At 35.8% G+C, this 25,949-nt stretch carries 25 protein-coding genes and 1 tRNA gene; 10 read left to right on the forward strand and 16 right to left on the reverse strand.

Translation table 11 applies throughout. From position 1 onward, the window contains the following. Positions 1–13 precede the first annotated feature (13 nt). Positions 14–1,246 (forward strand): Glu/Leu/Phe/Val dehydrogenase dimerization domain-containing protein, encoded by a 1,233-nt coding sequence (locus C0430_RS13145; RefSeq protein ID WP_290870993.1) that lies wholly within the window; start codon positions 14–16, stop codon positions 1,244–1,246. Between the two features lie 68 nt (positions 1,247–1,314). On the opposite strand, the gene C0430_RS13150 is transcribed toward C0430_RS13145, so the two are convergent. The 5 genes from C0430_RS13150 to rlmN all read right to left on the reverse strand — a co-directional run bounded on the left by C0430_RS13150 (position 1,315) and on the right by rlmN (position 5,864). Further along, entirely contained in the window at positions 1,315–2,376 is a 1,062-nt protein-coding gene (locus tag C0430_RS13150) for a hypothetical protein (RefSeq protein ID WP_290870995.1), read from the reverse strand. A 29-nt stretch (positions 2,377–2,405) separates the two neighbouring features. Beyond that, entirely contained in the window at positions 2,406–3,104 is a 699-nt protein-coding gene (locus C0430_RS13155) for a hypothetical protein (RefSeq protein WP_290870997.1), read from the reverse strand. After that, entirely contained in the window at positions 3,091–3,651 is a 561-nt protein-coding gene (locus tag C0430_RS13160) for an RNA polymerase sigma factor (RefSeq protein ID WP_290870999.1), read from the reverse strand. Before C0430_RS13160 ends, C0430_RS13155 begins: the two co-directional genes overlap by 14 nt. A gap of 140 nt (positions 3,652–3,791) precedes the next feature. Next, positions 3,792–4,769: a polyprenyl synthetase family protein gene (locus C0430_RS13165; RefSeq protein WP_290871001.1), complete on the reverse strand. Its 978-nt coding sequence runs from the start codon at positions 4,767–4,769 to the stop codon at positions 3,792–3,794. 54 nt (positions 4,770–4,823) lie between these two features. Then, the gene (gene rlmN, locus C0430_RS13170) at positions 4,824–5,864 is read right to left on the reverse strand and encodes a 23S rRNA (adenine(2503)-C(2))-methyltransferase RlmN (RefSeq protein ID WP_290871003.1); all 1,041 of its coding nucleotides are present in this window, start codon (positions 5,862–5,864) and stop codon (positions 4,824–4,826) included. A gap of 91 nt (positions 5,865–5,955) precedes the next feature. Here rlmN and C0430_RS13175 point away from each other — a divergent pair, with 91 nt between their 5' ends. The 3 genes from C0430_RS13175 to C0430_RS13185 are packed head-to-tail and all read left to right on the forward strand — an operon-like array spanning position 5,956 to position 7,143. Further along, complete coding sequence (locus C0430_RS13175) at positions 5,956–6,222, forward strand: hypothetical protein (protein ID WP_290871005.1); 267 nt, start codon at positions 5,956–5,958, stop codon at positions 6,220–6,222. Continuing rightward, positions 6,212–6,502, forward strand: coding sequence for a type II toxin-antitoxin system RelE/ParE family toxin (locus C0430_RS13180; RefSeq protein ID WP_290871007.1), 291 nt, complete (start codon positions 6,212–6,214; stop codon positions 6,500–6,502). The genes C0430_RS13175 and C0430_RS13180 overlap by 11 nt, the downstream gene beginning before the upstream one ends. Beyond that, positions 6,502–7,143, forward strand: coding sequence for an O-methyltransferase (locus tag C0430_RS13185; protein ID WP_290871009.1), 642 nt, complete (start codon positions 6,502–6,504; stop codon positions 7,141–7,143). The genes C0430_RS13180 and C0430_RS13185 overlap by 1 nt, the downstream gene beginning before the upstream one ends. Before the next feature lie 8 nt (positions 7,144–7,151). Here C0430_RS13185 and C0430_RS13190 read toward each other — a convergent pair whose 3' ends face one another. The 8 genes from C0430_RS13190 to C0430_RS13225 all read right to left on the reverse strand — a co-directional run bounded on the left by C0430_RS13190 (position 7,152) and on the right by C0430_RS13225 (position 13,760). Beyond that, positions 7,152–7,649 (reverse strand): hypothetical protein, encoded by a 498-nt coding sequence (locus tag C0430_RS13190; RefSeq protein WP_290871010.1) that lies wholly within the window; start codon positions 7,647–7,649, stop codon positions 7,152–7,154. 41 nt (positions 7,650–7,690) lie between these two features. Next, positions 7,691–8,263 carry a phosphatase PAP2 family protein gene (locus C0430_RS13195; RefSeq protein ID WP_290871012.1) on the reverse strand — a complete coding sequence of 191 codons (573 nt, stop codon included), beginning with the start codon at positions 8,261–8,263 and terminating at the stop codon, positions 7,691–7,693. Continuing rightward, positions 8,263–8,664, reverse strand: a complete 402-nt coding sequence (locus C0430_RS13200; RefSeq protein WP_290871014.1) for a twin-arginine translocase TatA/TatE family subunit — start codon at positions 8,662–8,664, stop codon at positions 8,263–8,265. Before C0430_RS13200 ends, C0430_RS13195 begins: the two co-directional genes overlap by 1 nt. 75 nt (positions 8,665–8,739) lie before the next feature. Further along, positions 8,740–10,983 carry a M1 family metallopeptidase gene (locus C0430_RS13205; protein WP_290871016.1) on the reverse strand — a complete coding sequence of 748 codons (2,244 nt, stop codon included), beginning with the start codon at positions 10,981–10,983 and terminating at the stop codon, positions 8,740–8,742. Between the two features lie 64 nt (positions 10,984–11,047). Continuing rightward, positions 11,048–11,551, reverse strand: a complete 504-nt coding sequence (locus tag C0430_RS13210) for a DUF6702 family protein (protein WP_290871018.1) — start codon at positions 11,549–11,551, stop codon at positions 11,048–11,050. Continuing rightward, positions 11,548–12,294 carry a hypothetical protein gene (locus tag C0430_RS13215; RefSeq protein WP_290871020.1) on the reverse strand — a complete coding sequence of 249 codons (747 nt, stop codon included), beginning with the start codon at positions 12,292–12,294 and terminating at the stop codon, positions 11,548–11,550. The genes C0430_RS13210 and C0430_RS13215 overlap by 4 nt, the downstream gene beginning before the upstream one ends. Next, positions 12,284–12,961, reverse strand: coding sequence for a hypothetical protein (locus C0430_RS13220; protein ID WP_290871022.1), 678 nt, complete (start codon positions 12,959–12,961; stop codon positions 12,284–12,286). The genes C0430_RS13215 and C0430_RS13220 overlap by 11 nt, the downstream gene beginning before the upstream one ends. 34 nt (positions 12,962–12,995) lie before the next feature. Beyond that, positions 12,996–13,760 (reverse strand): hypothetical protein, encoded by a 765-nt coding sequence (locus C0430_RS13225; RefSeq protein WP_290871024.1) that lies wholly within the window; start codon positions 13,758–13,760, stop codon positions 12,996–12,998. 203 nt (positions 13,761–13,963) lie between these two features. Here C0430_RS13225 and pepE point away from each other — a divergent pair, with 203 nt between their 5' ends. After that, positions 13,964–14,674 (forward strand): dipeptidase PepE, encoded by a 711-nt coding sequence (pepE, locus tag C0430_RS13230; protein WP_290871026.1) that lies wholly within the window; start codon positions 13,964–13,966, stop codon positions 14,672–14,674. Positions 14,675–14,702: 28 nt separating this feature from the next. Here pepE and C0430_RS13235 read toward each other — a convergent pair. Then, positions 14,703–14,778 (reverse strand) — tRNA-Gly (locus tag C0430_RS13235). A gap of 135 nt (positions 14,779–14,913) precedes the next feature. Between C0430_RS13235 and C0430_RS13240 the strand changes: the two genes are divergently transcribed. Both C0430_RS13240 and C0430_RS13245 read left to right on the forward strand, forming a co-directional pair. Next, entirely contained in the window at positions 14,914–15,360 is a 447-nt protein-coding gene (locus tag C0430_RS13240; RefSeq protein ID WP_290871028.1) for a GNAT family N-acetyltransferase, read from the forward strand. After that, complete coding sequence (locus C0430_RS13245) at positions 15,353–16,936, forward strand: L,D-transpeptidase family protein (protein WP_290871030.1); 1,584 nt, start codon at positions 15,353–15,355, stop codon at positions 16,934–16,936. The genes C0430_RS13240 and C0430_RS13245 overlap by 8 nt, the downstream gene beginning before the upstream one ends. On the opposite strand, the gene C0430_RS13250 is transcribed toward C0430_RS13245, so the two are convergent. Continuing rightward, the gene (locus tag C0430_RS13250) at positions 16,925–17,647 is read right to left on the reverse strand and encodes a murein L,D-transpeptidase catalytic domain family protein (RefSeq protein WP_290871032.1); all 723 of its coding nucleotides are present in this window, start codon (positions 17,645–17,647) and stop codon (positions 16,925–16,927) included. The two genes, C0430_RS13245 and C0430_RS13250, sit on opposite strands and share 12 nt — an antisense overlap. A gap of 189 nt (positions 17,648–17,836) precedes the next feature. On the opposite strand from C0430_RS13250, the gene C0430_RS13255 reads away from it, so the two are divergent. From C0430_RS13255 to gpmI, 3 genes are all read left to right on the forward strand, one after another. After that, positions 17,837–20,230, forward strand: coding sequence for a DUF5916 domain-containing protein (locus tag C0430_RS13255; RefSeq protein ID WP_290871034.1), 2,394 nt, complete (start codon positions 17,837–17,839; stop codon positions 20,228–20,230). Between the two features lie 126 nt (positions 20,231–20,356). Further along, positions 20,357–22,777 carry a DUF5916 domain-containing protein gene (locus C0430_RS13260; protein WP_290871036.1) on the forward strand — a complete coding sequence of 807 codons (2,421 nt, stop codon included), beginning with the start codon at positions 20,357–20,359 and terminating at the stop codon, positions 22,775–22,777. A gap of 247 nt (positions 22,778–23,024) precedes the next feature. Next, the gene (gpmI, locus tag C0430_RS13265) at positions 23,025–24,542 is read left to right on the forward strand and encodes a 2,3-bisphosphoglycerate-independent phosphoglycerate mutase (protein WP_290871038.1); all 1,518 of its coding nucleotides are present in this window, start codon (positions 23,025–23,027) and stop codon (positions 24,540–24,542) included. A 53-nt stretch (positions 24,543–24,595) separates the two neighbouring features. Here gpmI and C0430_RS13270 read toward each other — a convergent pair whose 3' ends face one another. Further along, complete coding sequence (locus C0430_RS13270) at positions 24,596–25,873, reverse strand: acetyl-CoA hydrolase/transferase C-terminal domain-containing protein (protein ID WP_290871040.1); 1,278 nt, start codon at positions 25,871–25,873, stop codon at positions 24,596–24,598. Between the last annotated feature and the right edge of the window lie 76 nt (positions 25,874–25,949).

Genomic DNA, 25,949 nt, shown 5'->3' on the forward strand with positions numbered 1-25,949 from the left:
CAATCAAAATATTATGTTCCCACTATTAGAAAAATACAAAAACAAAACTCCCGAAATTATTTTCGAATGGAATGATTCCCAAACTGATGCCCAAGGCTGGGTTGTCATCAATTCACTTCGTGGTGGCGCGGCTGGCGGCGGAACCAGAATGCGTAAGGGATTGACAAAAGAAGAAGTGATTTCGTTGGCAAAAGTAATGGAAGTCAAATTTTCGGTTAGTGGACCAGCCATTGGCGGAGCAAAATCAGGAATCAATTTCGACCCACAAGATCCACGAAAAAAAGAAGTTTTGGAACGATGGTACAAAGCCGTTTTCCCAATTCTAAAAAATTATTATGGAACAGGAGGCGATTTGAATGTGGACGAACTCAAAGACGTCATTCCCATTACCGAAAGTTTGGGATTGTGGCATCCACAAGAAGGCGTTGTCAATGGACATCTGCATTCGCAAGGTGGCGATGCCATCAAAATTTTGGGACAATTGCGTTACGGCTGTTCCAAAATAATTGAGGATTCCAATTACAAACAAGATGGTCCAAAAAAATATGCGGTTGCCGATTTGATAACTGGTTTCGGAGTGGCACAATCCGTGGTACATTTCTTTGATATTTATTTTAAGGAAAATCTGAAAGGCAAAAGAGTCATCATTCAAGGTTGGGGAAATGTAGCTTCGGCAGCTGCGAGTTTTTTGGCTAAAAACGGTGCTTTGATTGTTGGTATTATTGACCGAAACGGCGGTTTGATAAATGAAAAAGGTTATAATTTGGACGAAATCAAGCATTTGTTTGACACCAAAGACGGGAATTCACTTTGTGCACCAAACCTGATTCCTTTTGAAGAAATCAATGAAAAAATTTGGAAACTCAACGCCGATATTTTTATTCCCGGTGCAGCATCTAAAATTGTCAGTCCAGAACAAATAAAATCGTTGATTTCAAACGGGCTTAAACTTGTTTCTTGTGGTGCCAATGTTCCATTTACTGATGACGAAGTATTTTTTGGCCCTACGGCAAAATGGGCAGATGAGCAAATTAGCATTGTTCCAGATTTTATTGCAAACTGCGGAATGGCAAGGGTTTTTGCTTATTTGATGCAGCACGATTCAGAACTCACTGATGAAAGTATATTTGAAGATGTTTCAACCACCATTCGAAATGCCATTTTAGAAGTTCATCAGGTTCATAAATCACCAAGTTCATTTACTTACAAAGCGTTGGAATTATCCTTGACCAAATTAAACTCATAAATTCCATAATAAAAAAAGCCGCCCGAAAAATTTACGGCGGCTTTTACATTAACTAACTCAAACAAATCTTAATTAAAATCGAAACGAATACCGAGTGAAATATTGTTTTGGTCTATCACATTATTTTCGAATAATGAATTCAAATCATATTTCAAATACAAACTGGTTTCTTTGTAACCAAGGTATGTGCTCACGCCATAAATCAAATCATTGGCATTAAAATTCCCTTTGTTTTTTATGCTTATTTTATCATCGTCAATGTTGTAATACATTTTTTGCTTCGATTTTATTCTAAAACCGCCGTAACCCCCAATTCCGAAACGAACTCCTTTGTGTGTCGAAAAACCGGAATTTCCGTCTTTTAATTTATTCCCAGAGAAATCAAACTCCAAATGCAATGGTGCAACCAGATATACATTTTTGAAACTGGAATTTTCTAATTCATAAGGAAAAATCTCCAAATTGGTTTGATTGTTCCCGTCAGCTACAAAATAACGGTTATCTGTCGGATGAATAGTATTGTACATCACTGAAAACCCATATTTTAAATGCAATAAATTATCGTTTTTGAAAATTCTCGTGTTATAAGTTAATCCCCATTCGAAGAAACGAGATTGCCAATAATTAAAATCAGAGTTTGCAACCACACCATCAGTCACCAAATTATTGGCTCCAAAAGCGAGGACAAATTGGGTGGTGGTTCTTTTTTCGCCTTTGGTTTTAAAAATATCTTTATCATAACCTATGTTAATCAAATTGATTTTAGTCGAATCGCTCTCTGCAATTTTTCCATCCACTTTTTTCTGAACTAAAATTTCAAGATTTTCTTGCTCTTTGGCAACTCTTGTCTCAATGTTGATTGCCCTGACTTTTGCCAATGCTTCCTTTTTACGTTCTGCTTCTTCTTTGCTTATTGTCCCGTTTGCCAATTCATCGTTTACGGCATCCACTTCCTTTTTTAAAGCGGCTTTTTCCTCTTTAGTGATGTTTTCAATATTTGAAGCAATATTTTTGGCCTGTTTTTCAAAGGTTTGATTCGACTGTCCGTCTTTTAGGCTAGGGTCTTGCGCCAACATTTTGCTTGCAAAAAGGCATAGCAGTAGTACTAAGTAAATTGTAAAATTTCTCATAATGTAATATTTAAATGGTGATTAATGATTTATTCTTGGTTGCGGTTGGCCAAAGCCACTTTTACGGTTTGGTAATTCTTGTTTACTTTATTAATTACTTTTTCTCGAAACGAAAGTTCTAATTCGCCATCCACTTGCGAAAGCAACGCATTGGGATTTACTCTTACGATAGCTCTTGAATTGCTTGATTTTGAAGCAGTTTGAGCAACAGCAAGCATTTCGTCAACTGAATTATTATTAGTGTTTAAAGAAGCAATTTGTTCAGTTTCTTGCATGGATTGGTTGTCCTTGTGCCTTGGTGTTAAACTGTCTGAATTTGAATTTTGGACAACTTGATTTTGATTTTTAATTAGCGATTTCATGGTTCGACGATTCTTTTTTACCGTATTCACTTCCGAGATTACTGCTAAACTTTCTTTTTGCGAATTTGAAGGAATTATTGACGGTGCTTCCTTTTGAATTGGCTCCACTTTTTGATTATTTTCAATTACCACTTCGTTCTCTTCAACAACAATATTTTTATCTACTTGACTAAAAAAAAAGGTTCCTAAAAATGCCAATCCAATAATGCTGGCAGCAACATAAAGCCAACTGTATCTTCGAATAGGCTTTTTCTCTTCGGCAACAGTCAGCATCGCATCAAGCCTGTCCCAAGCATTTTCACTGGGATTGATTTCGCGCTGGTTGAGTTTGTTTCTAAACTCGTTTTCTAATTTATTCTGTTCCATTGCTGTAATTGTTTAGCTTTATTATTTGCTCTTTCAATAATTTTCTGGCGTGTGACAATTGCGATTTTGATGTCCCTTCGTTGATTCCCAACATCTTGGCAATTTCCTGATGTTTATAACCTTCTATCGCGTACAAATTGAAAATCATTCTGTAACCATCCGGCAAATTGTCAATTAAAAATTGGATGTCTTCCACAGAAAACCGACTTTCGATATTATTGAAACTATCTTCCGAATAATTCTCGTCCTCAATAAAACTCACTTTCTTTTGAACCCTGATATGCGAAATACATTCGTTAACCATAATTCGTCTAATCCATCCTTCAAAGCTTCCGTGGTGCTGAAAATTTTTCAAATTAGTGAATACTTTCATAAAAGCCGTAATCATAGTATCTTCGGCTTGATGAATATCCTTTATATACTGTCGGCAAACACTTAACATTTTCGAAGAAAACTGGGCATAAATCTTTTGTTGAGCGGATCGATTGTTCTCGATGGCCAAACGAATGATTTCATTTTCTTCTTGATTTAAGTAAAGTACCTTCAATTTTGTTTTATAAAGTGTTTCTATAAGTAAGACGCATCTGCTTGCAAAAAGGTTGCATCGGCAATACCATTTTTAAGCTAAAAAAATAAAAACCTCAATGAAATTAAGGTTTTAGAAGATATATTTTTATTTGAAAAAAATTATTTTTTTCTTTCGATAACGTAATTCACCATCAAAATCAGGGCATCTTTAAACGCAGATTGGGGATAATTATCTAAAAGCTGGAGCGCTTCTTGCTGGAATTGCGCCATTTTTTGTTCAGCATACAACAACCCATTATGGTCTTTCACGAAAGTAATCACTTCTTTCACCCGTTTCTTGTCTTTGTTGTGGTTTTTTATGGAATTGATGAGCCAGGATTTCTCTTTGGAAGTACAATTATTCAAAACGTGAATCAACGGCAAAGTCATTTTTTGCTCCTTGATGTCAATTCCGGTGGGTTTTCCAATGGCATCATCCGTATAATCAAATAAATCGTCCTTGATTTGAAAAGCCATCCCGATGAGTTCACCAAATTTTCGCATATTCTCTACCTGAATTTCATCTTCAAGAACCGATTTTGCGCCTAATGCGCAGCAAGCTGCAATTAATGTGGCGGTTTTTTTTCGAATGATTTCATAATAAACTTCTTCGGTAATGTCGAGTCTTCTGGCCTTTTCGATTTGCAACAATTCGCCTTCGCTCATTTCACGAACGGCAACTGAAATAATTCTCAACAAATCAAAATCACCGTTATCAATTGACAACAACAACCCTTTAGACAATAAATAATCGCCAACGAGAACCGCAATTTTGTTTTTCCAAAGTGCATTGATGGAGAAAAAACCTCTTCTACGATTGCTGTCGTCAACAACATCATCGTGCACCAAAGTTGCGGTGTGAATCAGTTCGATGACACAAGCGCCACGATACGTTCTTTCGTTTACCATTCCCGCCGAAACCATTTTTGCGGTCAAGAAAACAAACATTGGACGCATTTGTTTTCCCTTTCGATTCACGATATAATAAGTGATTCTGTTGAGCAAAGCCACTTTTGAAGTCATCGATTCATAGAACTTTTTTTCGAAAAGTTCCATTTCGTTAAAAATAGGCTGCTTTATTTGCGAAGTGATATTCATAAGAGTTCAAATATACTATTTTCGAATAAAAAAACAGCAACTATATATTTAATTTTATGCTTCTTTATTGGCTAATTGGCCACAAGCAGCATCGATGTCTTTTCCGCGGCTTCTTCGCACTTTTACCACTATTCCAATAGCTTCGAGTGCTTTGATGTAGGCATTGATAGACTCTTCCGAAGCTTGCTGGAATTCGCCGTCATCGATGGGATTGTATTCGATTAAATTGACTTTGCAGGGAACATATTTACAGAATTTGACCAAGGCATCAACCGAAGCCTTGTTGTCGTTGATTCCTTTCCAAACCACATATTCATAGGAAATCTTGCTTTTGGTTTTTCGATACCAATATTCCAAAGCTTCCCTTAAATCGGCCAATGGAAAACTGGCACTGAAAGGCATAATCTTGGAACGAATTTCATCTATGGCGGAATGGAGGGAAACAGCCAATTTGAATTTCACTTCGTCGTCGGCCATTTTCTTGATCATTTTTGGAACACCCGAAGTGGAAACCGTGATGCGCTTAGGCGACATTCCCAGACCTTCGTTGGAAGTAATCATTTCGATGGCTTTCATCACGTTATTGTAATTCATCAACGGTTCGCCCATCCCCATAAAAACAATATTCGACAAGGGATGATTGTAATACAAGCGGCTTTCTTTATCGATGGCAATTACCTGGTCGTAAATTTCGGCTGGCTCCAAATTTCGCATTCTTTTCAATCGTGCCGTGGCGCAAAAATTGCAATCCAAACTACAACCCACTTGACTCGAAACACAAGCCGTTGTTCGAGTATTGGTTGGAATCAGGACACTCTCGACCACCAAACCATCGTGCAAACGAACCGCATTTTTCACCGTTCCATCTTCACTTCGCTGCATCGTATCAACCTTGACGTGGTTGATGACAAAATTGTTTTCGAGCATCGTCCGGGTCGTTTTGGCCAGATTGGTCATGTCGTCAAAACTGTGTGCGCCCTTGCTCCACAACCATTCATACACTTGGTTTCCGCGAAAGGATTTATCGCCATTGGCAACAAAAAAATCACGCAATTGCTCTTTAGATAAAGCTCTAATGTCTTGTTTTTCCATCATCCTGCAAAGTTAATGACTATTTTGAATTATACTGAATTTTTATAAGCGTCAAATTATATTTTGTAACTTTGTTTTTTCAAAACAGTCTGTTATGGGAGTTCCAGAATTAAAACAAAAAATCCAGATGCAAATCGAAAATGCGGACGAACGTTTATTGCGTATCGTAGCCTCGGTTTTTGACAATTATTTGAATGAAGATTTGACCAACGACGCTTCATTTCAATCGATGACATTGTTGGAAAAAAAAGCGATAGACGAAGCACTCATCCAAGTCGCCAACGAGCAAACCGTTTCGCATGATGCAGTAATGGAAGAAACCCAAAAAAGGTATCCAAAATATTTCAAAAATGAAAATTAGTTGGACTCTGTTGTCCAAGAATGACTATTGGAAAAATATTGAATATTTGGAACACTATTGGTCTGAAAAAGAAGTTTTGCACTTCATTGAAAAAGTAGATTTTTTCCTAAATTTATTATCCAATGGAAATGTGATTTTTGCCCAATCTGATTACAAAAATGTTTTCAAAATGGTAATCATCAAGCAAATCACCCTCTACTATTCCATTGAAAACGAAACGATTTACTTATTGCGTTTTTGGAACAACCATCAAAATTTGAGTAATTTTAAATTAAAATAATGCACTTCATTTCCCAAGAATTAGAAAATTATATTGAACAACATTCCGAAAAAGAGCCTGAATTATTGGCGGCTTTAAACAAAGAAACCTATCAGAAAGTTTTGTTGCCACGAATGCTGAGCGGTCATTTTCAAGGACGTGTTTTGAGTATGTTGTCCAAATTGATTCGTCCGGTGAATATATTGGAAATTGGAACTTATACAGGCTATTCGGCTTTGTGTTTGTGCGAAGGAATGCAGGAAAACGGAACATTGCACACCATTGACATCAAGGAAGAATTAGTCGATTTTCAGCGCAAACATTTTGACAAATCACCTTGGGGAAATCAAATCGTGCAACACCTTGGCGAAGCAATTGATATTATCCCAACGTTGGAACTAAAATTTGACTTGGTTTTTATTGATGCAGACAAGGAAAATTACATCAATTATTTTGAATTGATAGTACCCAAAATGAACAAAGGCGGCATCATTCTTTCGGATAATGTGTTGTGGAGCGGAAAAGTTCTCGAACCCTTGAATCCAAAAGATGTCAGTACCAAAATACTGTTGGAATACAATCTTTTGTTGAAAAACGACCCGAGAGTGGAAACGGTTTTGTTGCCCATTCGCGACGGCTTAACGGTTAGTCGGGTTTTGTAATATAAAAACTATTTTAAAAATTTTCCGTTTTCATATTTACATTCCGTTTTTATACCATTTTTATTTACACTAAATTCAATACCATTTTTTTTGTTTTTCATAAATTCACATCTATAAACAAGTATTCCATTTTCATAATCCTCATCTAGTATTTTTTCATCATTGCTATTAAAGCTCTTTACACATTTATAATCCCTATCCAAACCATAAGATATTTCCTTTAATGGTTTGTTCCATTTTTTATTCTTGTAAAATATTTCTCTAGCTATTTGATTTTCTCGTGTATTAAAATAAACAGTCTGTTTAACTAAAACTCCTTTTTCAAATTCAACTTCATATTTTAAATGATTGTTATTTCTGTTTTTTTGAGCAATCCCGGTAAACAATTCACCATCAAAAGATTTATAAGTAAGACCATCTATAGTATAAATTTCATCTACACGTAGTTTCTCTTGAGAATAAGAATTAATAAAAAAAATAAGAATCAATACATTTAATATCCTCATAAAATTATTTTAATAAATTACCAAAATATTCCCACAACTCATTAATTGGATACATCTGTAAAATTTCTCTTTTGGACGATTTGATAGAACTTGAACATCAAAAAACCCAAAATTGCACCACACAAATATCCGGAAAGAATATCCAAAGGATAATGCAATCCCAAGTAAATTCGGCTGTAGGCGAAGATTAACGGCCACAAAAACAGCAGCCAAAAGTAGTTGAAATGCTTCTTGAAAATTAGGTATAAAAATGTGGCAACCGCCATTGAACTTGTGGCGTGACCCGAGAAAAAACTAAAGGAATTCCTGGATTGCACAATTCGTATAAAGGATTTTATTTCTGGATTGTTGCAAGGACGCAACCTTTGGACTCCGTTTTTGAATAAATTAGCGGTTTGATCCGTGATAACGAGCAAAATCGCCACGAATAAAAGTAAATACAAGGTTTGTTTTGTCCCTAATTTCTTGTAAATAAGGTAAATTAACAACATGAAAAGCGGAATCCAACTGTATTGTTTGGTAACCATTAACCAAAATCCGTCGTAAGTCTCCGAACCCAAACCATTCAAGAAAACAAATAATTCTACATCTAGAGACCGTATTTTTTCCAGCATTATTTTTTGCGTTTTATTGGACCAATACTATCTTCTATTTCTTCGTTTAGTTTATCGGCTTGAGAAGTTGCATCATCTAACACGCTGCTTTGGACTTTGCTGATTTCAGTTGAAAAAGAATCCGAAATTCCTTTTAATGGATTTGTGTCACCCAGTAAATTTGCCTTGGCACTATTGATTTCGGAAGTAATATTATTGGTTAAGTCATTCAACATTTTTTGATCGAAACCATTGTCTTCTGCACCTTTTTGAATTTCGTTTTTTATGTCGTTTGTGGCATTTTTTAATTGTGCCATCGCTTTTCCCATAGTTCGAGCCATTTCCGGCACTTTATCAGAACCAAAAAGCATTAGAACAATAAACATTATGAAAATTAATTCACCTCCACCTATTCCAAACATAATTTATATTTTTTTAAGTTGCAAAGTTACAAACTTGCCATATTACAAGATGTATTAATTTATAATTAATTAACATTAATCAAATTTAGATTTCACGTTTTCCTTTGGCCAACTATTATTCGTCACATCAACATCGGCAGTTTCCAGTTTTGGATCTATTTGAATTTTCTTGATTACTTTTTCTGTTGCAAAAACTCTTTTGGCTGTTTCATTGTTTTTTCTCCAGATTTGTGCCGGAAATTTAAAATTTTCTATTGTGTTGTCGTCATAAGTGATTTCGACAATGACAGGCATTAGCATTCCTCCTGGTTTGTCAAACTCGACTTCATAGAAGTATTTAGGATTTTTTATGTTTGTTTTTTCTTCGGTCGAAAAATTTTGAGCCACATAATCTGAAAACAATTTTACCGATTCAACTTGCATTGGTTGTTTTTGGTCTTTTTTTAACTCTTCACTTTTTTCCGAAATCATGTATAAATATGGGCCTTTTTCAACTCCGAAACGTTTTTTCTTGACCGTGACATCTTTCAATTCCTTGGTTGGTGTTTCGGAAACATAATATTGAATGACGTTTTTAATTCCAATGTCTACGTAATCCGTAGTGTAAAACCAGCCTCTAAAAAACCAGTCTAAATCTACTGCCGAAGCATCTTCCATCGTCCTAAAAAAATCTTCGGGTGTTGGATGTTTAAATTTCCATCGATTGGCATATACTTTAAAAGCATAGTCAAATAATTCTTTTCCCATAATGGTTTCCCTAAGAATATTGAGTCCAGTTGCCGGTTTTCCATAAGCATTGGAACTAAAATCATTTATGTCTTCGGAATTCGACATAATGGGTTCCAAGAAGTTTTGATCGCCACTCATGTAAGGAACAATTTTATGGGCAGGTCCTCGAGTCGATGGATAATTGGCTTCCAGTTCTTGTTCAGCCATGTATTGCATGAAGGAGTTCAGTCCTTCGTCCATCCAAGACCATTGACGCTCGTCAGAATTGACAATCATTGGAAAAAAATTATGTCCCACTTCGTGAATTATCACGCTAACCATACCTCGTTTTACTCGATCACTGATATATCCATTTTCGTCTGGTCTTCCTCTATTCCAGCAAATCATTGGATATTCCATTCCTTGGTCTTCTGCCGAAACGGAAATTGCTTTTGAATAAGGATAATCAAAAGTATGGGCAGAATAGCTTTTGAGAGTATGGGCAATGGTCGTGGTGGAAAAATCGCCCCAAAGCGGATTGCTCTCCTTTGGATAAAGCGAAATTGCCATTACCGTTTTGTTGCTTAATTGTACCGCCATCGCATCATACAGAAATTTTCTTGAAGTGGAAATAGCAAAATCCCGAACGTTTTTAGCACTAAATTTCCAGGTTTTCATCTTGTTGGAAAACCCTTTTTCAGCAGCTTCAGCCTCGGCCTGTGTAACCACCATTACGGGTTTGTCAAATGTTTTTTGTGCTAATTCGTATCGTTTTACTTGTTCTGGCGTGAATACTTCACTCCTATTTTGTAATTCTCCAGTAGCTTCGAGTATGTGATCAGCCGGAACAGTGATATTTACATCGAAATTCCCAAAAGGCAGCGTAAACTCTCCACTTCCCCAAAACTGCATGTTTTGCCAACCTTCGACATCATTATAAACCGCCATTCTAGGATAGAATTGTGCAATTACATACAATTTGTTCCCTTCCTTCTCAAAAAGTTCGTAACCGGAACGACCTCCTTCTGTTCTGTAATTATTAATGTTATACCACCACTTGATGGAGAATGAATAAGTCTCGCCCGGCTTCATTGCAACGGGCAAATCAATTCGCATCATTGTTTGGTTTATGGTGTAAGTCAATGGTTTCCCTTGGATATCTTTGACATATTCGATATTAAAACCGCGCTCCAAGTCTTGCTTCAAAAATTTATTTGCAAAATTGTTGACAGTGTAAACCTGCTGCGTTTTTTGATTTTCTACCAAAGGCGATTGGGAGTTTTTTGCCGCTTGATTTTGGTCTAGTTGTATCCACAAATACGCTAAAGAATCTGGTGAATTATTGTGATAAGTAATGATTTCAGAACCGCTCAATTTTGCCGCTGCATCGTCTAAAACTACATCAATTTTATAATCGGCTTGCTGCTGATAGTAGGCAGGTCCTGGCGCACCGGAAGCGGTACGAAACATGTTTGGAGTTGCCAACAAATCATACATCTGGTTGAATTTATTGGAATCCTTTTTGCCAGATTCTTTTGAAGTTGCCGCAGCTGGTTTTTCTTGAGCCAATACAAGCATTGGAAAAACAAATAATAATAAAATTTTTTTCATAAACAGAATGGGATACTTTTCAGTTTGTGAAAATAATACTTTTGTTGAGATGAAGACTTAAATATTAATATTTTAACACTTCGATGCCGGTGGAATTTGTGAAAAGAAAACTATTTTTTACTCCCAAAACAGCAACATTAACGACGTTTTTTTGTTCAGGAAACCAATCCGTCAAAACGGTATTGTAGATTTCAAGAGAATTGATTTTAGAAACTCCTTTTATGTTCCAATAACAAATCAACACATCGCCATCCACTTCTTTACTCAAAAAATTCATGGGTTTTGACTGCTTATTTACTTTGATGAAAAAATGATTGGCTAGATATTCCTTGACCAAAATCAATTCTGTTGCGGTCTCTTTTTCCGTTCCCAAATAGAGCTTTTTATTATACTTGTTTTCGAGTGCTTTATTCAAATCATCGATAAAGATTCGGGCAGTAATTTGAAGCATTTTCTTTTCAGGAGCATAATTTACTTGATACACCGCCATATAAAATTTGTGCAAAGTAAAAGCGGAGGTTGTCAAAAAAAGGAACAAAAATAAAGGATATAAAATTTGTTTTTTCATTTTTCAAAAATAGCAAATGTTTTGAATTCCTCGTTTTTGCCAATTAAAAATTCGATTAATTCAAATTCAGATTCGGGTTTTAGAAGTGCTTTCGCCCTGGGATCATTTTCGCAATAAATAAGGAAAAGTCCAATTTCATCTTCTTTCAACTTCAATGTATTGGTAAAGAAAAAGGAATGGATTCGCTTGGATACAATATTGGAAAAATTACCATAGTCAACCTCTTTTTCTTTGTTGGGGTTCTCCTTGAAGAACGATTTCCATATCATTTTACCAATTCGATCAATGTCCATGCCGTATTTTATTTTTGATGGCATTAATGGATTGTCCGACGAAGACTGTTCGTCTTCAAAATACTCAGTGTCTATAATTCTTTGGATATTGCCTACATTGGGCTTGATGTAGGTGCGTTTGACGACAACTTCTTCCAAAGGAGTTATGGAGGTGTTTAATTTTACCGTAAACAATAAAACAGCAAAATCTTTATCGGTCAGCACAATTTTTTTAGCTTCTAGTCCAAAACTCAAAAAAAGCAAGGTGTCGTTCTTTTTTGCCATTATATCAAAAAGGCCTTGAGAATTTACAAACGACCTGGTTTTTGAATTGATATTGAATACTGAACCGCTTTCTACCTTGACAGAATCATTTACTACCGCGCCGTGCAATGGTTTTCTAATCAATGTTTGTCCTAGACAAAATTGACAAAACGAAAACAGGACTAGAATTACTATTTTAGTTTTCATCTGCTATGATTTTATTGTATGTTTTGGCCAATGAAACAATCAATAACTTGATTGTCGTTTTGTTTTTAGAACGTACAGAAGCTGCAAATTCTTCTTTTTCAATGCAATAATACTGAAACCCTTTGATGTAATTGGCAGGAATTCTCAGTGTACTTGTATAATATTCATCGTCAAAAAGTGCGCCAATGTAAGCCAATAAACGCTCTTTTTTTTCGACTTCAAGATTTTTTTTGAGCATCGCCGTTCGTCCAGACATTAAATTTAAAAGTGCGTCAACTGGTGTTGAATTTGCCGTGTATAATTTCCTTTCCGCCGGCGTGTAGTGTTTGATGCCTTTTGCCGAAATTCCCAGCGAAACAGCATTAATTTCTGGATGTTTGTTGACAATTACTTCTTCGAGTTCTGTGATTTTTGCAGTCATTTTTATGGTCAAGACTGCTGTTTTCAAATCTTCTTCTTCGATTATCCTGCGGTAATATTCTAAATTTACGGAGGAGAAAACCAATAAATCTTCGGCTTTAGCCAAAATGAAAAATTCGCCATTGCCATCACTTATTGTAGTTTTTTCATTCACCAAATTGATAATGGTAACTCCGCCTACATTCCCGGAATCGACCACTATTTTTCCGTGGAGCAATTTCTCGCCATTAGTTTGACAAAAAGTCACTTGACAAAATACAAACAAAAAAAACATAAGGGTATTATTCGTTCTCACAGGCAATTATTTCGTTGTATTTTACCGCCAATTCTCCCATCAAGAATTCGGTCATTGTTTTATTTTTAGATTTCAAAATAGTGGTAAATCTCTCGTTTTCAACAATGAAATATTCGAACCCTTTAACATATTCCAAAGGTATTTTTAAAATATTGACAAAATGATTTTTGTCGAACATATTTTCAAGCAGCAACAGGCAAGACTCTTTATTTTCGACCTCTAGTTCTTTTTTAAGCATTTTAGTTCGTCCAGACATCCAATTAAGCAATGGATCGGCAGAAATAGAACCTCCAGCCATTCCGTCGCCGCTGGCTGTTGGATTGAGACTAGTGGCAGCATATAATTTTCTCTCGGCAGGAGTGTATGATTTTTTTCCTTTGGAAACAATGCCTAACGAAAAAGCATTAATGTTGTCGTATCGTCGAACCACCACCTCCTTTAATTGGGTGACTACGGCATCTAATTTCACGAGAAACAACTCCTTTTCAAAATCTTTTTTCTCTAGGCCAATCCGGATTCCTTTTAAATGTACCGCCGAAAATACAAGAGTATCTCCTGGTGTTGCAGGTATCGAAAAATAGCCTTCTTTTTGGGTTATGGTGGATTTTTCTGTTTTTAAATTGATAACATAAACTCCTTCAAGATCCAAGGTATTGGCACAGATTTTACCTTCCAGGGTCGTTCTAGCAGACTCTTGAGCCAAAACCAAATTGGCAACCAAAATAAAGAAGAGACATGTTTTAATTTTCATTAACAAACTAATCAGGTGTTCTTGAAATGTAAAAGTATCGCAATGCCTTCCCAATTAATTTACAAAGACTTGATAAAAATATGTTAATTAAAAACGATAAAAAGAAGTAATAAAAAACCAGATTTCATATCTTTAACCCAAACAAATTCTGCAAAATAAAATGAAATCAAAGATTCACGAATTCCAAAAAAAAAATTAAAATTATGAGTAAAAACATAATTATTGCCAGTACCTCAACGATTCACGGAGGAGATTATTTAGACTATTTATTACCCGAATTGAGCGCGCATTTCGAGCATTCTAAAACAATTCTATTCATTCCGTTTGCGAGACCCGGTGGAATTTCGCACGAGGAATATACCGCAAAGGTCGCTTTGGCTTTTGCCAAAATAAATAAAGAAGTAAAAGGAATTCACGAATTCGAAGATTTATCTTCAGCCATCACTAATGCAGAAGGAATTTTTACTGGTGGCGGCAATACTTTTTTATTGGTGACCCAATTGTACCAAAACAAAATAATGACCGTTCTTGCGGAAACTGTCAAAAGCGGAACTCCCTATTTAGGAACCAGCGCCGGAAGCAACATTTGCGGATTGAGCATGCAAACCACAAATGACATGCCTATTATTTATCCGCCAAGTTTTTTAACGCTGGGATTGGTTCCTTTTAATTTGAATCCGCATTATCTTGACCCAGACATGAACTCACAACATATGGGAGAAACTCGTGAAACTAGAATAAAAGAGTTCCATGCGTTTAACAATACACCTGTTTTAGGATTGAGAGAAGGAAGCTGGTTAGCCGTAAAAGGCAATACAATAACTTTGAAAGGAAATTTGCAGGCTCGCCTCTTTTTATGCAATAAAACTCCAGAAGAAATCGAAAGCGGAACAGACTTGAGTTATTTAAAATAAAAAACCCCAAACTTTCGTTTGAGGTTTTTGGAGCGAAAGACGAGGCTCGAACTCGCGACAACCAGCTTGGAAGGCTGGAGCTCTACCAACTGAGCTACTTTCGCATTACTGTGGTGCAAATATAAGAAACAATTCAAGTTCTTTGCAAGCTTTTTTTTTATTTTTTTATCCAAAAAGATTATTTTTTTTATAATCGTTTTAAAACTAAATTGTTATAAATTCATTATTTTTATATTACTATGGCAATCATAAAAAAAATAGCCGCCACAGCAACCTATTCCGTAAGACTTCCCGTGCTTCGAAAGGGAAAACCTATAGAAAGTTGCCACTTTGATGGCGATGACTTGGAATCGACCCAACATTTTGGGCTTTATTTGAGCCAAAAATTAGTAGGCATCATCTCCTTGTTTAAAAAAAACAACCCCACTTTCTTGGAAAAAAATCAATACCAAATTCGAGGAATGGCAGTATTGGAAAGCCATAGGAAGAAAGATTTTGGCAAAGCACTCATCATCCATGGCGAAGAGGAATGCAAAAACCAAGGCATAGATTTAATTTGGTTCAATGCCAGAATGGAAGCCATTGGATTCTATGAAAAAATGGGATATCAAAAGAAAGGAATTTCTTTCGACATACCCGATGTTGGAGAACATATCGTGATGTTTAAAAAAAATAAAAATGAATAAATTTTTTGTTTTATTTCTGATATTCAATGTTTTCAGCTGTGAAAAAGAGGCAATAAAAAAGCATGCAACTCCCACTCCTGCCCCAATTGCAGCGGTTCAACCCGAAAGAAAAGAAGTCCTGATAGACAGTGTTTTGCTAAACACTCTTGACAACAAAACACTCAAGGAATTTTACAAATCCACTCGTTACAAAACTGTTTGGGAATCAAAAGAAAACAGAAAAATCATAATGGAGCAGTTCCTTAATTCCGAAAAAGAAGGGCTAAATCCTGCGGATTACAACACAAATAAATTGCAAAAATACGAACGAAAAATAGCTGTTTTATCCCATAAAGAAATGGCAAACTATGATGTTTTACTTACTCAAAGTTTTCAAAAATACATTTCACATTTGGCCAACGGAAGATTAAATCCTAGAAAATTATATTCGAATTGGGATTTGAAAGAAAACAAAATCGACATTAACGAGACCATTTTACAACTACTTAAAAGCGATTCATTGGCAGAAAAAATCGAACTACTAAAACCCCAACATCTTGTATACAAAAGATTAAAAAATGCCCTTAAAATAATTACCACTTTACCGAAAGATGTTTTTAAAAAAATAGAAATAAAGAATAAAATTGTCCTGAACGACACCAATTCCTCTTTAATTGGCATCAAAAAAAGATTAATTTACTGGAAAGACTTGCCTTCAAAAGACAGCATTTCATCAATTTATGACAGTGAAACCGTAGAAGCCATAAAAAAATTTCAAACTCGACACGGATTGGCCGCGGATGGAATTATTGGAAAAGGAACTATTGCATCGCTTAACTTTTCGAAAAAACAGCGAAGTGAACAAATTATGGCCAATCTGGAACGATGGAAATGGTTTCCAAGAGCAATGGGAAACGAATATCTAATCATCAATATACCCGATTATAGATTAACCTTGGTCAAAAATCAAGACACGATAAGAATCCATAAAGTAATTGTGGGAAGAGCAAAAAGAAAAACGCCAGTGCTCTCTTCAAAATTGACACAAGCAATTTTCAATCCCACTTGGACTGTTCCACCAACTATTTTGAGGGAAGACGTGATTCCTGCCATTTTAAAAAACCGAAACTATTTAGCCCAAACCAACATCAAATTATATGACAAAAACGGGAATGTAGTCCCGGCAAGCAATTGGAGATTATCCAATGCAAATAGTTATCGTTATGTGCAAAGTCCGGGAACTTTTAATTCGCTTGGAATGGTAAAACTAACTTTTCCGAATCGCTTTTCCGTGTATTTACACGATACTAATCACAAAGAATTTTTCACAAAATTAGAGCGCTCCTTGAGTTCCGGTTGTGTGAGAGTTGACAATCCATTAGAATTAACCGAATATTTATTGGATGATGCAACCTATTGGAATTTAGAAAAAATCACCGAAACACTCCAAAGCGAGGAAACCAAACACATCAATATAAAAAAACAAGTCAACATTCATATTTTGTATTGGACGGCTTGGAGCGAAAAAAATACCTTGATTTTTCGAGACGACATCTATAATCTTGATGCCGATTTGTATGATAAATTAGGAAAATAAATCCGAAATAGTCTTGAAACTTCTTGAAGGATGGTAAATAAACAAACAGGATTTATTCTTTATCGTGTTTACGATTCCATTCAGGGATTCTGCTGGAACGGCAGGACAACCTAAACTTCTTCCTAATCTTTTATTGCTCTTGATGAATGAATTTGAAACATAAGCTGCCGAATGGATCACTACGCCTCTTTCTCTTGCATTATTGTTAATCCCTTTTTCAAGACCGTCCAATTTTAATGACATTCCGTGTTTTCCGTTGTAGACTTCACCCGTGGCATAAAACCCTAAACTACTTTTAAAAGACTTGTTGGCATTAGAGAAACTATTGGCAAATTCATCTCCGGTATTTCTTCCGTGGGCAACCAGTGAGTTGTACAAAATAGTATTGGTGGCCAAATCAATTACCCAAAGTCTTTTGACATTGGATGACAAACTAAAATCGACCAAGGTTAAAATATCTTTTTGAACCAATCCTTTTTCTTTTAATATATAAAACCCTTTAAGGGCTTCTTTGAAACCTTCGAGATTTGGCAACTCAAATTCATTGGAATTCAGCGATTTATACACAACCTCTGCCTTTGAATCAAAAGTAGGTTTTGCAACAATGGCCACATCTGGTTTTTTAGAATTTTCTAAATCGGAAAAATTAGTTTTGTTTGAATAAAGAGAAAACAACAAAAACAAAATAAGCGGAAATGTCTTATAAATCATTGACAATGTATAGGTTATACTTCAGATTAGGGACTGCAAATGTACAACAGAAATGTTTTTTTTGAAAAAAATTAAGAAAAAAATATGATTTTGCTGCGTATTTGATGCGTTTTACAAGAGTTTAAAAATCACATTTTGTTTGCTTTTTGTGTTAATTTTACTATTTTTGCTTAAACATAATCACAATATATGCCGAAGTTTTTCTCTTCAATTCTGCTTTTTTTAATTTTTATTAATTTCTGCTCTTACGGCCAAAAAAAGACACTTCAGGCAAAATCGACTGTAGAAAGCATTATCATTGACGGAAAAGACAACGAAAAAGCGTGGCAATCAGCTCCAATAGCCACTGACTTCATAATGTTTGAACCTGATAACGGGAAACCCATTAGTGACACAAAAAAAACAGACGTAAAAATACTCTATGACAATACCGCCATATACGTATTGGCCATATTACACGATGAGGAGCCCAATAAAATTTCAAAAGAATTAACCAATAGAGATGTTTTTGGAATTTCAGACCATTTTTCAGTTTCCATCAACGGGTACAACGACGGACAGCAAGACTTTAGATTTTATGTAAGCGCTGCCGGAGTACAAATGGATTGTTTGGCCACAGATGACAGCGAGGATTACACTTGGGATGCCATCTGGAACAGCGAAGTGACACTTACCCAATTTGGATGGGTTGTTGAAATGCGAATTCCTTATGCAGCCTTACGATTCTCCAAAGCCGAAAAACAAACTTGGGGCATCAATTTTATGCGCGAAATAAAACGTGATTTTCAAAAATATACTTGGAATCGCGTGGATACTAAAATTGGCTCCATAATTACCCAAGAAGGGATTCTGGAAGGAATTGAAAACATAAAAACTCCCACCAGACTTTTCTTGATTCCTTACACATCAGCATATTACCAACAAAATGAATTGGGTTCCGACAAAACATTAAAGGCTGGAATGGACATCAAATACGGAATAAACGATGCCTTCACCCTCGATGCCATATTAGTTCCGGATTTTGGACAAACCAAATTTGACAATGCCATTCTCAATCTGGAACCTTTCGAACAATTGCTTAATGAAAACCGACCTTTTTTTACGGAAGCAACCGACTTGTTTGCAAAAGGTGGCATGTTTTATTCCAGAAGAATTGGCGGCGAACCCCTTACCGAACCAAATACCACAATCAATGAGGAAATTACGAATTATCCAAGCACCGTTGATTTAATTAATGCCGTAAAAATTTCGGGACGAACGGAAAAAGGATTAGGAATCGGGGTTTTGAATGCCGTTACCGAAAAAACGTATGCAACCATTCAAGACACCAATACAAACCTGTCGAGAAAAGAAGTCATATCCCCTTTGGTAAATTATAATGTCTTGGTTTTTGATCAACGTTTTAACCAAAACTCATCCGTTACTTTTGTAAATACGAATACCCTTCGAGATGGAAATTTTCGGGATGCCAATGCTTCGGCTTTATTATTCGATTTGAATACAAAAGCGAATACTTATAATTTATATGGCGATTTCAAATACAGCGCCATCAATGACTTAGAAGATTATGACGGGTATAAAACAGCCTTGAATTTTGCCAAAACCAGTGGAAGGTACCGGTATTTATTTTCGGCAAAATACATCTCCGAAAATTATGACATAAACGATTTGGGAATTATTTTTTACACTAATTACCAAGCTGCTTATGGAGAAGCAAGCTACAGAATTGTCAACCCCACAAAGGTCTTCAATACTTTTAAAGCCATACAAGCCGTCAATATTGAAAAACAAAACACGACTGGCAAAACTCAAGAAGGTTGGTATAAAATTATAGCCAATGCCACAACTTTAAAAAATCATTACCTTGAATTTCTTTTGCAAGTAAACCCTCTGGATCGCTACGATTTTTACGAGCCCCGTTCTTATGGAAGCTATGTTTACAAACCTAAAAGCATCATAGGATATGGTCAGTTTTATTCTGATGAAACCAGACCTTTCCATTATGAAATTGAACTTTCAACCGAAAAATTTGACGAAGAAAACAGAAACATTTATAGAGTTTTTGGAGGAACAAAATACAGGTTCAGCGACAAATTTTCATTGTCATACAATTTCGAATATACGCGAATGGTAAACGATAGAGGCTGGGTTGGTTTTGACAATACGGATGTTATTTTTGGCGAACGAAATAGGGAAATAACACAACATTATTTTACCGGAAAATATTCCATTACAAATAAGATGACTTTTAATCTCATAGCACGTTATTACTGGTCCTATTCTGACAATCACGAATTTTTTACACTCCAAGACAACGGTTATTTAACGCCAAACAATAGTTATTCCCAAAACAAAAATAGAAATTTCAACTCTTGGAATTTGGACTTTTCTTATTCTTGGTGGTTTGCCCCAGGAAGCGAACTTTCAGTTTTATATAGAAATTACGCACAAGAAAGTACAAATATTGTCGAGAAAAACACCCAGGAAAACTTCAACAATCTTTTTGGCGGTAACTTGACCAATATTTTTTCAATTAGTTTACGCTATTACATTGATTACAATGTGGTGAAAAATAAGTTTTAATTTTCTCCTTCCAAACTGTAACAATAGAATAATTCGATAGTCTATTCTTTCGACAAAGTTTTTAAATCTTGCTTTTCGATAAAGAAAACAGCTTTTAAAGTTTTGAATACTTAAACTATCTTTTAAATGAAAAAATATTATTTCTTTTACTTTCTTTTATTTTTTGTTTTAGGATACGGACAGAAAAAAACGTTAAAAACAAAATTCATATCAGAAAAGATAACTCTAAATGGCAAACTAAATGAAGCCATTTGGCAATCAGTGCCACTTGCTACTGATTTTGTTGTTTTTCAACCTGATAATGGCAAAGCCGTCAAGGAAAACAAAAAAACCGAAGTTCGCGTATTATACGATAACGAAGCCATTTATGTTGGTGCTTTACTTTATGACAATGAACCCGACAAAATCTTGAAAGAAATCAACAAAAGAGATGAATTTGGGACATCTGATTTTTTTGGAGTGTTTATCAATGGTTATAATGACGGCCAACAAAATTTTCAGTTTTTTGTCAATGCAGCTGATGGTCAAGCTGATTGCCTGGCAACAGATACCAATGGAGAGGATTATTCGTGGGATGCCGTTTGGGAGAGCAAAGCCGTCATTACCGAATTTGGTTGGGCAGTAGAAATGCGAATTCCTTATGCAGCTTTGCGATTTTCGAGTGAAAAAACACAAACTTGGGGAATCAATTTTTTTAGAGAAATCCGCAGAGATCGAGAAAAACAATCTTGGAATTTTATTGATTCGAAAATTGGAACCTTTACCCAGCAAAATGGCATCTTGGAAGGCATTGAAAACATTAAGACACCTACCCGACTTTTCTTTTTGCCTTATGCTTCTTTCTATACTTATGCCAATGCCAATCAAAAAACCTATGGCGAATTGAAAGGTGGCTTGGACATCAAATACGGGATAAACGACGCCTTTACTCTCGATGCCATGCTTATTCCGGATTTTGGTCAAACTAAATACGACGATCGTATTTTGAATTTAAGTCCATTTGAACAACAATTTAATGAAAATAGAGGTTTTTTTACGGAAGGAACAGATTTATTCAGCAAAGGAAATCTTTTTTATTCCAGGAGAATCGGAGGCTCTCCTTCCTATTACCCGGATGCAAAACCGAATGAAGAAGTAATCGAAAACCCGAACAGCACAGAATTATACAATGCCACCAAAATATCAGGTCGAACAAAAGGTGGATTAGGAATTGGATACCTCAATGCCGTTACAAAAAAAGCGTATGCCACGATTAAAAATACCGATACGCAAGAAACAAATGCCGTTTTGGTTGAGCCTTTGACCAACTACAACATCATTGTTTTCGACCAACGTTTTCACAAAAACTCTTCCGTTTCATTTATAAATACCAATGTCACACGAAATGGTTTCTTTAGAGACGGAAACGTTTCAGCACTGGTTTGGGATTTAAATACGACCAAAAACACGTACAATCTAGCAGGGAATTTCGAATACAGTTACGTAAATGACATTGAAGAAGAAAAAACAGGAATAAATACCACCTTGGATTTTTCTGAAACGAGTGGCAAATACCGTTATAACATTGGAGCCAATATGGTCTCAAAAGATTTTGACAGCAACGATTTAGGAATTAATTTCGAAACTAATTATTATAGTTTTTACGGCAATACCAGCTATCGCATTCTTAATCCAACTAAAATTTTCAACTCGTTTAATACCAATATCAATGCCTTTAACCAAATTCAAAAAGAAACAGGCAAAGTACAGGGCAACCAGATTAATTTAAACGTAAATTCAACAACCAAAAAGAATCATTATGTAGGTTTTGGGCTTCAATATCGTCCGATGGAAAATTATAATTATTACGAACCAAGAACAGCAGGTCGTTATAGTATTGACCCAACAAGATTTGGAAGTTGGTTCACTATTTCAACTAATTACAACAATAAATTTGCCTTCGACATTGAACCTTCGTTTGCAGTATTAAATGAATCTGGAAGAAAATCCATTGGAATTAATTTTAGTCCTAGATACCGTTTCGACGATCATTTAGCATTGAATTATGCCTTTAGTTTTTTTAAACAAAACAACAATAAAGGTTTTACCGACAGCATAAATGAAGACAACAACACCATTACGCCAAACACTATTATTTACGCCAATAGAAATACTGTCACATATACCAATACCCTAAATGGGAAATATTCCATAAACAGTAAAATGAATTTTGACATTTCTGCGCGTTATTATTGGTCCTACACTGAAAACAAAAATTTTCTTAAACTAGAAAATAATGGAACACTTAGCCCTTATGACAACTATGCCGAAAACAAAAATCAAAACCTGATTACTTGGAATTTGGATGTGTCATACAATTGGTGGTTTGCGCCAGGAAGTCAATTAATCCTTTTGTACCGAAGCAATGCGGCCAAATTCGACAATTTAATCAACAAAGATTTCGGGAACAATTACACCAGCTTGCTTAACAATCAAAACTTAAACCATATCATATCCATTAGCGCAAAATATTTCATAGATTACAATCAAGTAAAAAAAATATTCTAAAATCATTAGAAATCTAAAATTAGTTTCCAATCATTTAATTCTTTTATATTTTACAAAATATCTCCCAAAATCCATACTTTTTCTATAAGGTTTTCGGAGATTTTTTATTGCATTTATTGTATAAAAACACACATTTTACAACACATTTTAAAGTATTTGTTGCACTTCTCTTTTTTATATACAATAGTAGTTTTGACGTACTTATATTTTTTTGGAAAGCTTTATCTTTGTATAAAAATTTAGCACAATGAACAAAAAAGTAATCCTCATGATTCTGGACGGTTGGGGAAAATCTCCAGACCCAAAAGTTTCAGCAATTGACAATGCCGATATTCCATTCATCAATAGTTTATATACAAAATACCCAAGCGCGCAGCTTCGAACCGATGGTTTAAACGTTGGCTTGCCAGAAGGACAAATGGGAAATTCCGAAGTGGGACACATGAACCTTGGCGCAGGAAGAATTATTTACCAAGATTTAGCCAAAATAAATCTTGCCGTAGAAAATAAATCGTTGAACAACGAACCAGTTTTGGTTGAAGCTTTTCAATATGCCAAAGACAAAAACGTAAACGTACACTTTCTGGGATTGGTTTCAGACGGTGGCGTGCATTCACACACTTCCCATTTAAGAGGTTTGATTGATGCAACGCAAAATTTTGGTTTAGAAAAAGTTTTTGTTCACGCCTTTACTGACGGTCGTGACGTAGACCCAAAATCAGCCAAAACTGACATTCAAAATTTAGAAAATTATATTGCAAAAACTACTGCAAAAATCGCTTCGGTTGTCGGAAGATATTATGCAATGGATCGTGACAAACGTTGGGAAAGAGTAAAAGTGGCTTATGACTTGCTCGTGAACGGAACCGGAACCCATTCAACAAATCCAGTAAAAAGCATAGAAGAAAGTTATGCCAAAGACATTACCGACGAATTTATAGATCCAATTGTTGTTGTTGATGCAAACAACCAACCATTGGCCACAATAAAAGAAAACGACGTCGTGATTTTCTTTAATTTCAGGACCGATAGAGGACGTGAATTGACCGAAGCTTTGTCACAACAAGATTTCCACGAGCAAAACATGCACAAGTTGAACTTGTATTATGTTACGCTGACTAATTATGACGAAACCTACCAAAACGTGAAAGTGGTTTACAACAAAGACAACATCACGGAAACCCTTGGTGAAGTTTTGGAAAAAGCAGGCAAAAAACAAATCCGAATTGCCGAAACAGAAAAATATCCACACGTGACATTTTTCTTTTCCGGTGGTAGGGAATTACCATTTGAAGGAGAAAGCCGAATCCTGAAAAACTCTCCAAAAGTAGCCACTTATGATTTGCAACCCGAAATGAGCGCTTATGAATTAGCCGATGCCTTGGTTCCTGAATTAAACAAAGGCGAAGTGGATTTTGTTTGCCTAAATTTTGCCAATGGCGACATGGTGGGACACACCGGAGTGATGGAAGCAGCAATCAAAGCCTGTGAAGCCGTTGACAAATGTGTCGAAAAAGTAATCACCGCGGCTTTGGCCAATGGTTACACAACCTTGGTAATTGCCGATCACGGAAACTGCGAAACAATGATTAATCCTGACGGAAGTCCAAACACCGCTCATACTACAAACCCTGTTCCTTTTATTTTGGTAGACCCAGAATTAAAATCAGTTCACGACGGAGTATTGGGTGATATGGCACCAACCATTTTGGAATTGATGGGAATTGAAAAACCAGAAGTCATGACCAGACATTCCCTTTTATAAAAGTAAAATACGGAGTTTATGAAAAGCGTCCTGCAAATTTGCAGGACGCTTTTTTATTTACAATTCATAATCATGTTGTAGTATTCTCTTTCTATTCTTTCCTGATGGTCTGGATGTGCAATTTTCGTCATTTCAACTGAACGTTGTCTTAGAGTTTTACCATACAAATCAGCAATCCCGTTTTCGGTAATAATATATTGAACATGGGAACGGGTTGAAACCACACCAGCACCTTGTCTTAAAAAAGGAACAATTCTACTGTCGCCATTTTTTGTTACGGAAGGCAATGCAATAATGGCTTTTCCTCCATCACTCAACGAAGCTCCACGGATAAAATCCATTTGACCACCCACACCGGAATACATTCTTGCTCCAATGGAATCAGCGCAAACTTGACCCGTCACATCGACTTCTATGGCGGAATTTATGGCAACCATTTTCGGATTTTTTCGTATTCTGGCCGTGTCATTTACATAGGACGACTCCTTCATTTCGATAAAAGGATTGTCGCTTACAAAATCATACAATCGTTGGGAACCAATTAAAAAAGTGGCCAATGCCCTGCCTCGACCCACACCCTTAAAATTTCCGTTTATAACATTACTTTCAATTAAATCAATCACGCCATCCGAAAACATTTCGGTATGCAATCCCAAGTTTTTATGATTGGACAATTTAGACAAAGCCGCATTTGGAATAGAACCAATTCCCATTTGCAAAGTGCTTTCGTCTTCAATCAATGATGCTATATAATTCCCGATTTTATCTTCCAACGGGGAAATTTTCTCCGTTTCGTGACTGTAAATTGGCGAATCAACCTCAACTAAATAATCAATTTCGGAAATATGAAGAATACCGTCACCAAAAGTTCTCGGCATTTGCGGATTTACTTGAGCAATCACCGTTTTGGCACTTTCAATTGCCGCCAAAGTGGCTTCCACAGAAACCCCTAGAGAACAATATCCGTGAAGATCTGGCGGTGAAACGTGAATAAAAACCACGTCTAAAACCACGACTTTTTTCCTGAAGAGATACGGCAATTCACTTAAAAAAACGGGGGTGTAAGAACCATTTCCCGCAACCAAGGTGTGCCTTACATTTGGACCAATAAAAAAAGAGTTCACGTGAAAACTTTCGGCCAATTCCGGATTGGCATAGCGCGCTTCACCTTCTACATGCAAGTGGCATATTTCGACGTTTCTTAATTCAGAAGCGCGATCTGCCAATGCATTTGTCAATAATGTAGGCGCAGCGGCAGCGGCTTGAAGATACACCCTATCTCCTGATTTCACCACTTTTACAGCCTCTTCGGCAGTTACATATTTACTCATATTTAACTAATTTTTGAATAAAGTTACATACAATTATTCAAAAAAATATGATAAAACTCATATGCAATCAAATTTT

It is taken from the genome of Flavobacterium sp. (assembly GCF_013823965.1).
In the GTDB taxonomy this organism is placed as follows: Bacteria; Bacteroidota; Bacteroidia; order Flavobacteriales; family Flavobacteriaceae; genus Flavobacterium.

Bases quoted from the DNA above. Each gene is read 5' to 3' on its own strand.
- C0430_RS13145 (WP_290870993.1), top strand. From the start codon at position 14: ATGTTCCCACTATTAGAAAAATACAAAAACAAAACTCCCGAAATTATT.
- C0430_RS13150 (WP_290870995.1), bottom strand. From the start codon at position 2,376: ATGAGAAATTTTACAATTTACTTAGTACTACTGCTATGCCTTTTTGCA.
- C0430_RS13155 (WP_290870997.1), bottom strand. From the start codon at position 3,104: ATGGAACAGAATAAATTAGAAAACGAGTTTAGAAACAAACTCAACCAG.
- C0430_RS13165 (WP_290871001.1), bottom strand. From the start codon at position 4,769: ATGAATATCACTTCGCAAATAAAGCAGCCTATTTTTAACGAAATGGAA.
- rlmN (WP_290871003.1), bottom strand. From the start codon at position 5,864: ATGATGGAAAAACAAGACATTAGAGCTTTATCTAAAGAGCAATTGCGT.
- C0430_RS13175 (WP_290871005.1), top strand. From the start codon at position 5,956: ATGGGAGTTCCAGAATTAAAACAAAAAATCCAGATGCAAATCGAAAAT.
- C0430_RS13180 (WP_290871007.1), top strand. From the start codon at position 6,212: ATGAAAATTAGTTGGACTCTGTTGTCCAAGAATGACTATTGGAAAAAT.
- C0430_RS13185 (WP_290871009.1), top strand. From the start codon at position 6,502: ATGCACTTCATTTCCCAAGAATTAGAAAATTATATTGAACAACATTCC.
- C0430_RS13190 (WP_290871010.1), bottom strand. From the start codon at position 7,649: ATGAGGATATTAAATGTATTGATTCTTATTTTTTTTATTAATTCTTAT.
- C0430_RS13195 (WP_290871012.1), bottom strand. From the start codon at position 8,263: ATGCTGGAAAAAATACGGTCTCTAGATGTAGAATTATTTGTTTTCTTG.
- C0430_RS13200 (WP_290871014.1), bottom strand. From the start codon at position 8,664: ATGTTTGGAATAGGTGGAGGTGAATTAATTTTCATAATGTTTATTGTT.
- C0430_RS13205 (WP_290871016.1), bottom strand. From the start codon at position 10,983: ATGAAAAAAATTTTATTATTATTTGTTTTTCCAATGCTTGTATTGGCT.
- C0430_RS13210 (WP_290871018.1), bottom strand. From the start codon at position 11,551: ATGAAAAAACAAATTTTATATCCTTTATTTTTGTTCCTTTTTTTGACA.
- C0430_RS13215 (WP_290871020.1), bottom strand. From the start codon at position 12,294: ATGAAAACTAAAATAGTAATTCTAGTCCTGTTTTCGTTTTGTCAATTT.
- C0430_RS13225 (WP_290871024.1), bottom strand. From the start codon at position 13,760: ATGAAAATTAAAACATGTCTCTTCTTTATTTTGGTTGCCAATTTGGTT.
- pepE (WP_290871026.1), top strand. From the start codon at position 13,964: ATGAGTAAAAACATAATTATTGCCAGTACCTCAACGATTCACGGAGGA.
- C0430_RS13240 (WP_290871028.1), top strand. From the start codon at position 14,914: ATGGCAATCATAAAAAAAATAGCCGCCACAGCAACCTATTCCGTAAGA.
- C0430_RS13245 (WP_290871030.1), top strand. From the start codon at position 15,353: ATGAATAAATTTTTTGTTTTATTTCTGATATTCAATGTTTTCAGCTGT.
- C0430_RS13250 (WP_290871032.1), bottom strand. From the start codon at position 17,647: ATGATTTATAAGACATTTCCGCTTATTTTGTTTTTGTTGTTTTCTCTT.
- C0430_RS13255 (WP_290871034.1), top strand. From the start codon at position 17,837: ATGCCGAAGTTTTTCTCTTCAATTCTGCTTTTTTTAATTTTTATTAAT.
- C0430_RS13260 (WP_290871036.1), top strand. From the start codon at position 20,357: ATGAAAAAATATTATTTCTTTTACTTTCTTTTATTTTTTGTTTTAGGA.
- gpmI (WP_290871038.1), top strand. From the start codon at position 23,025: ATGAACAAAAAAGTAATCCTCATGATTCTGGACGGTTGGGGAAAATCT.
- C0430_RS13270 (WP_290871040.1), bottom strand. From the start codon at position 25,873: ATGAGTAAATATGTAACTGCCGAAGAGGCTGTAAAAGTGGTGAAATCA.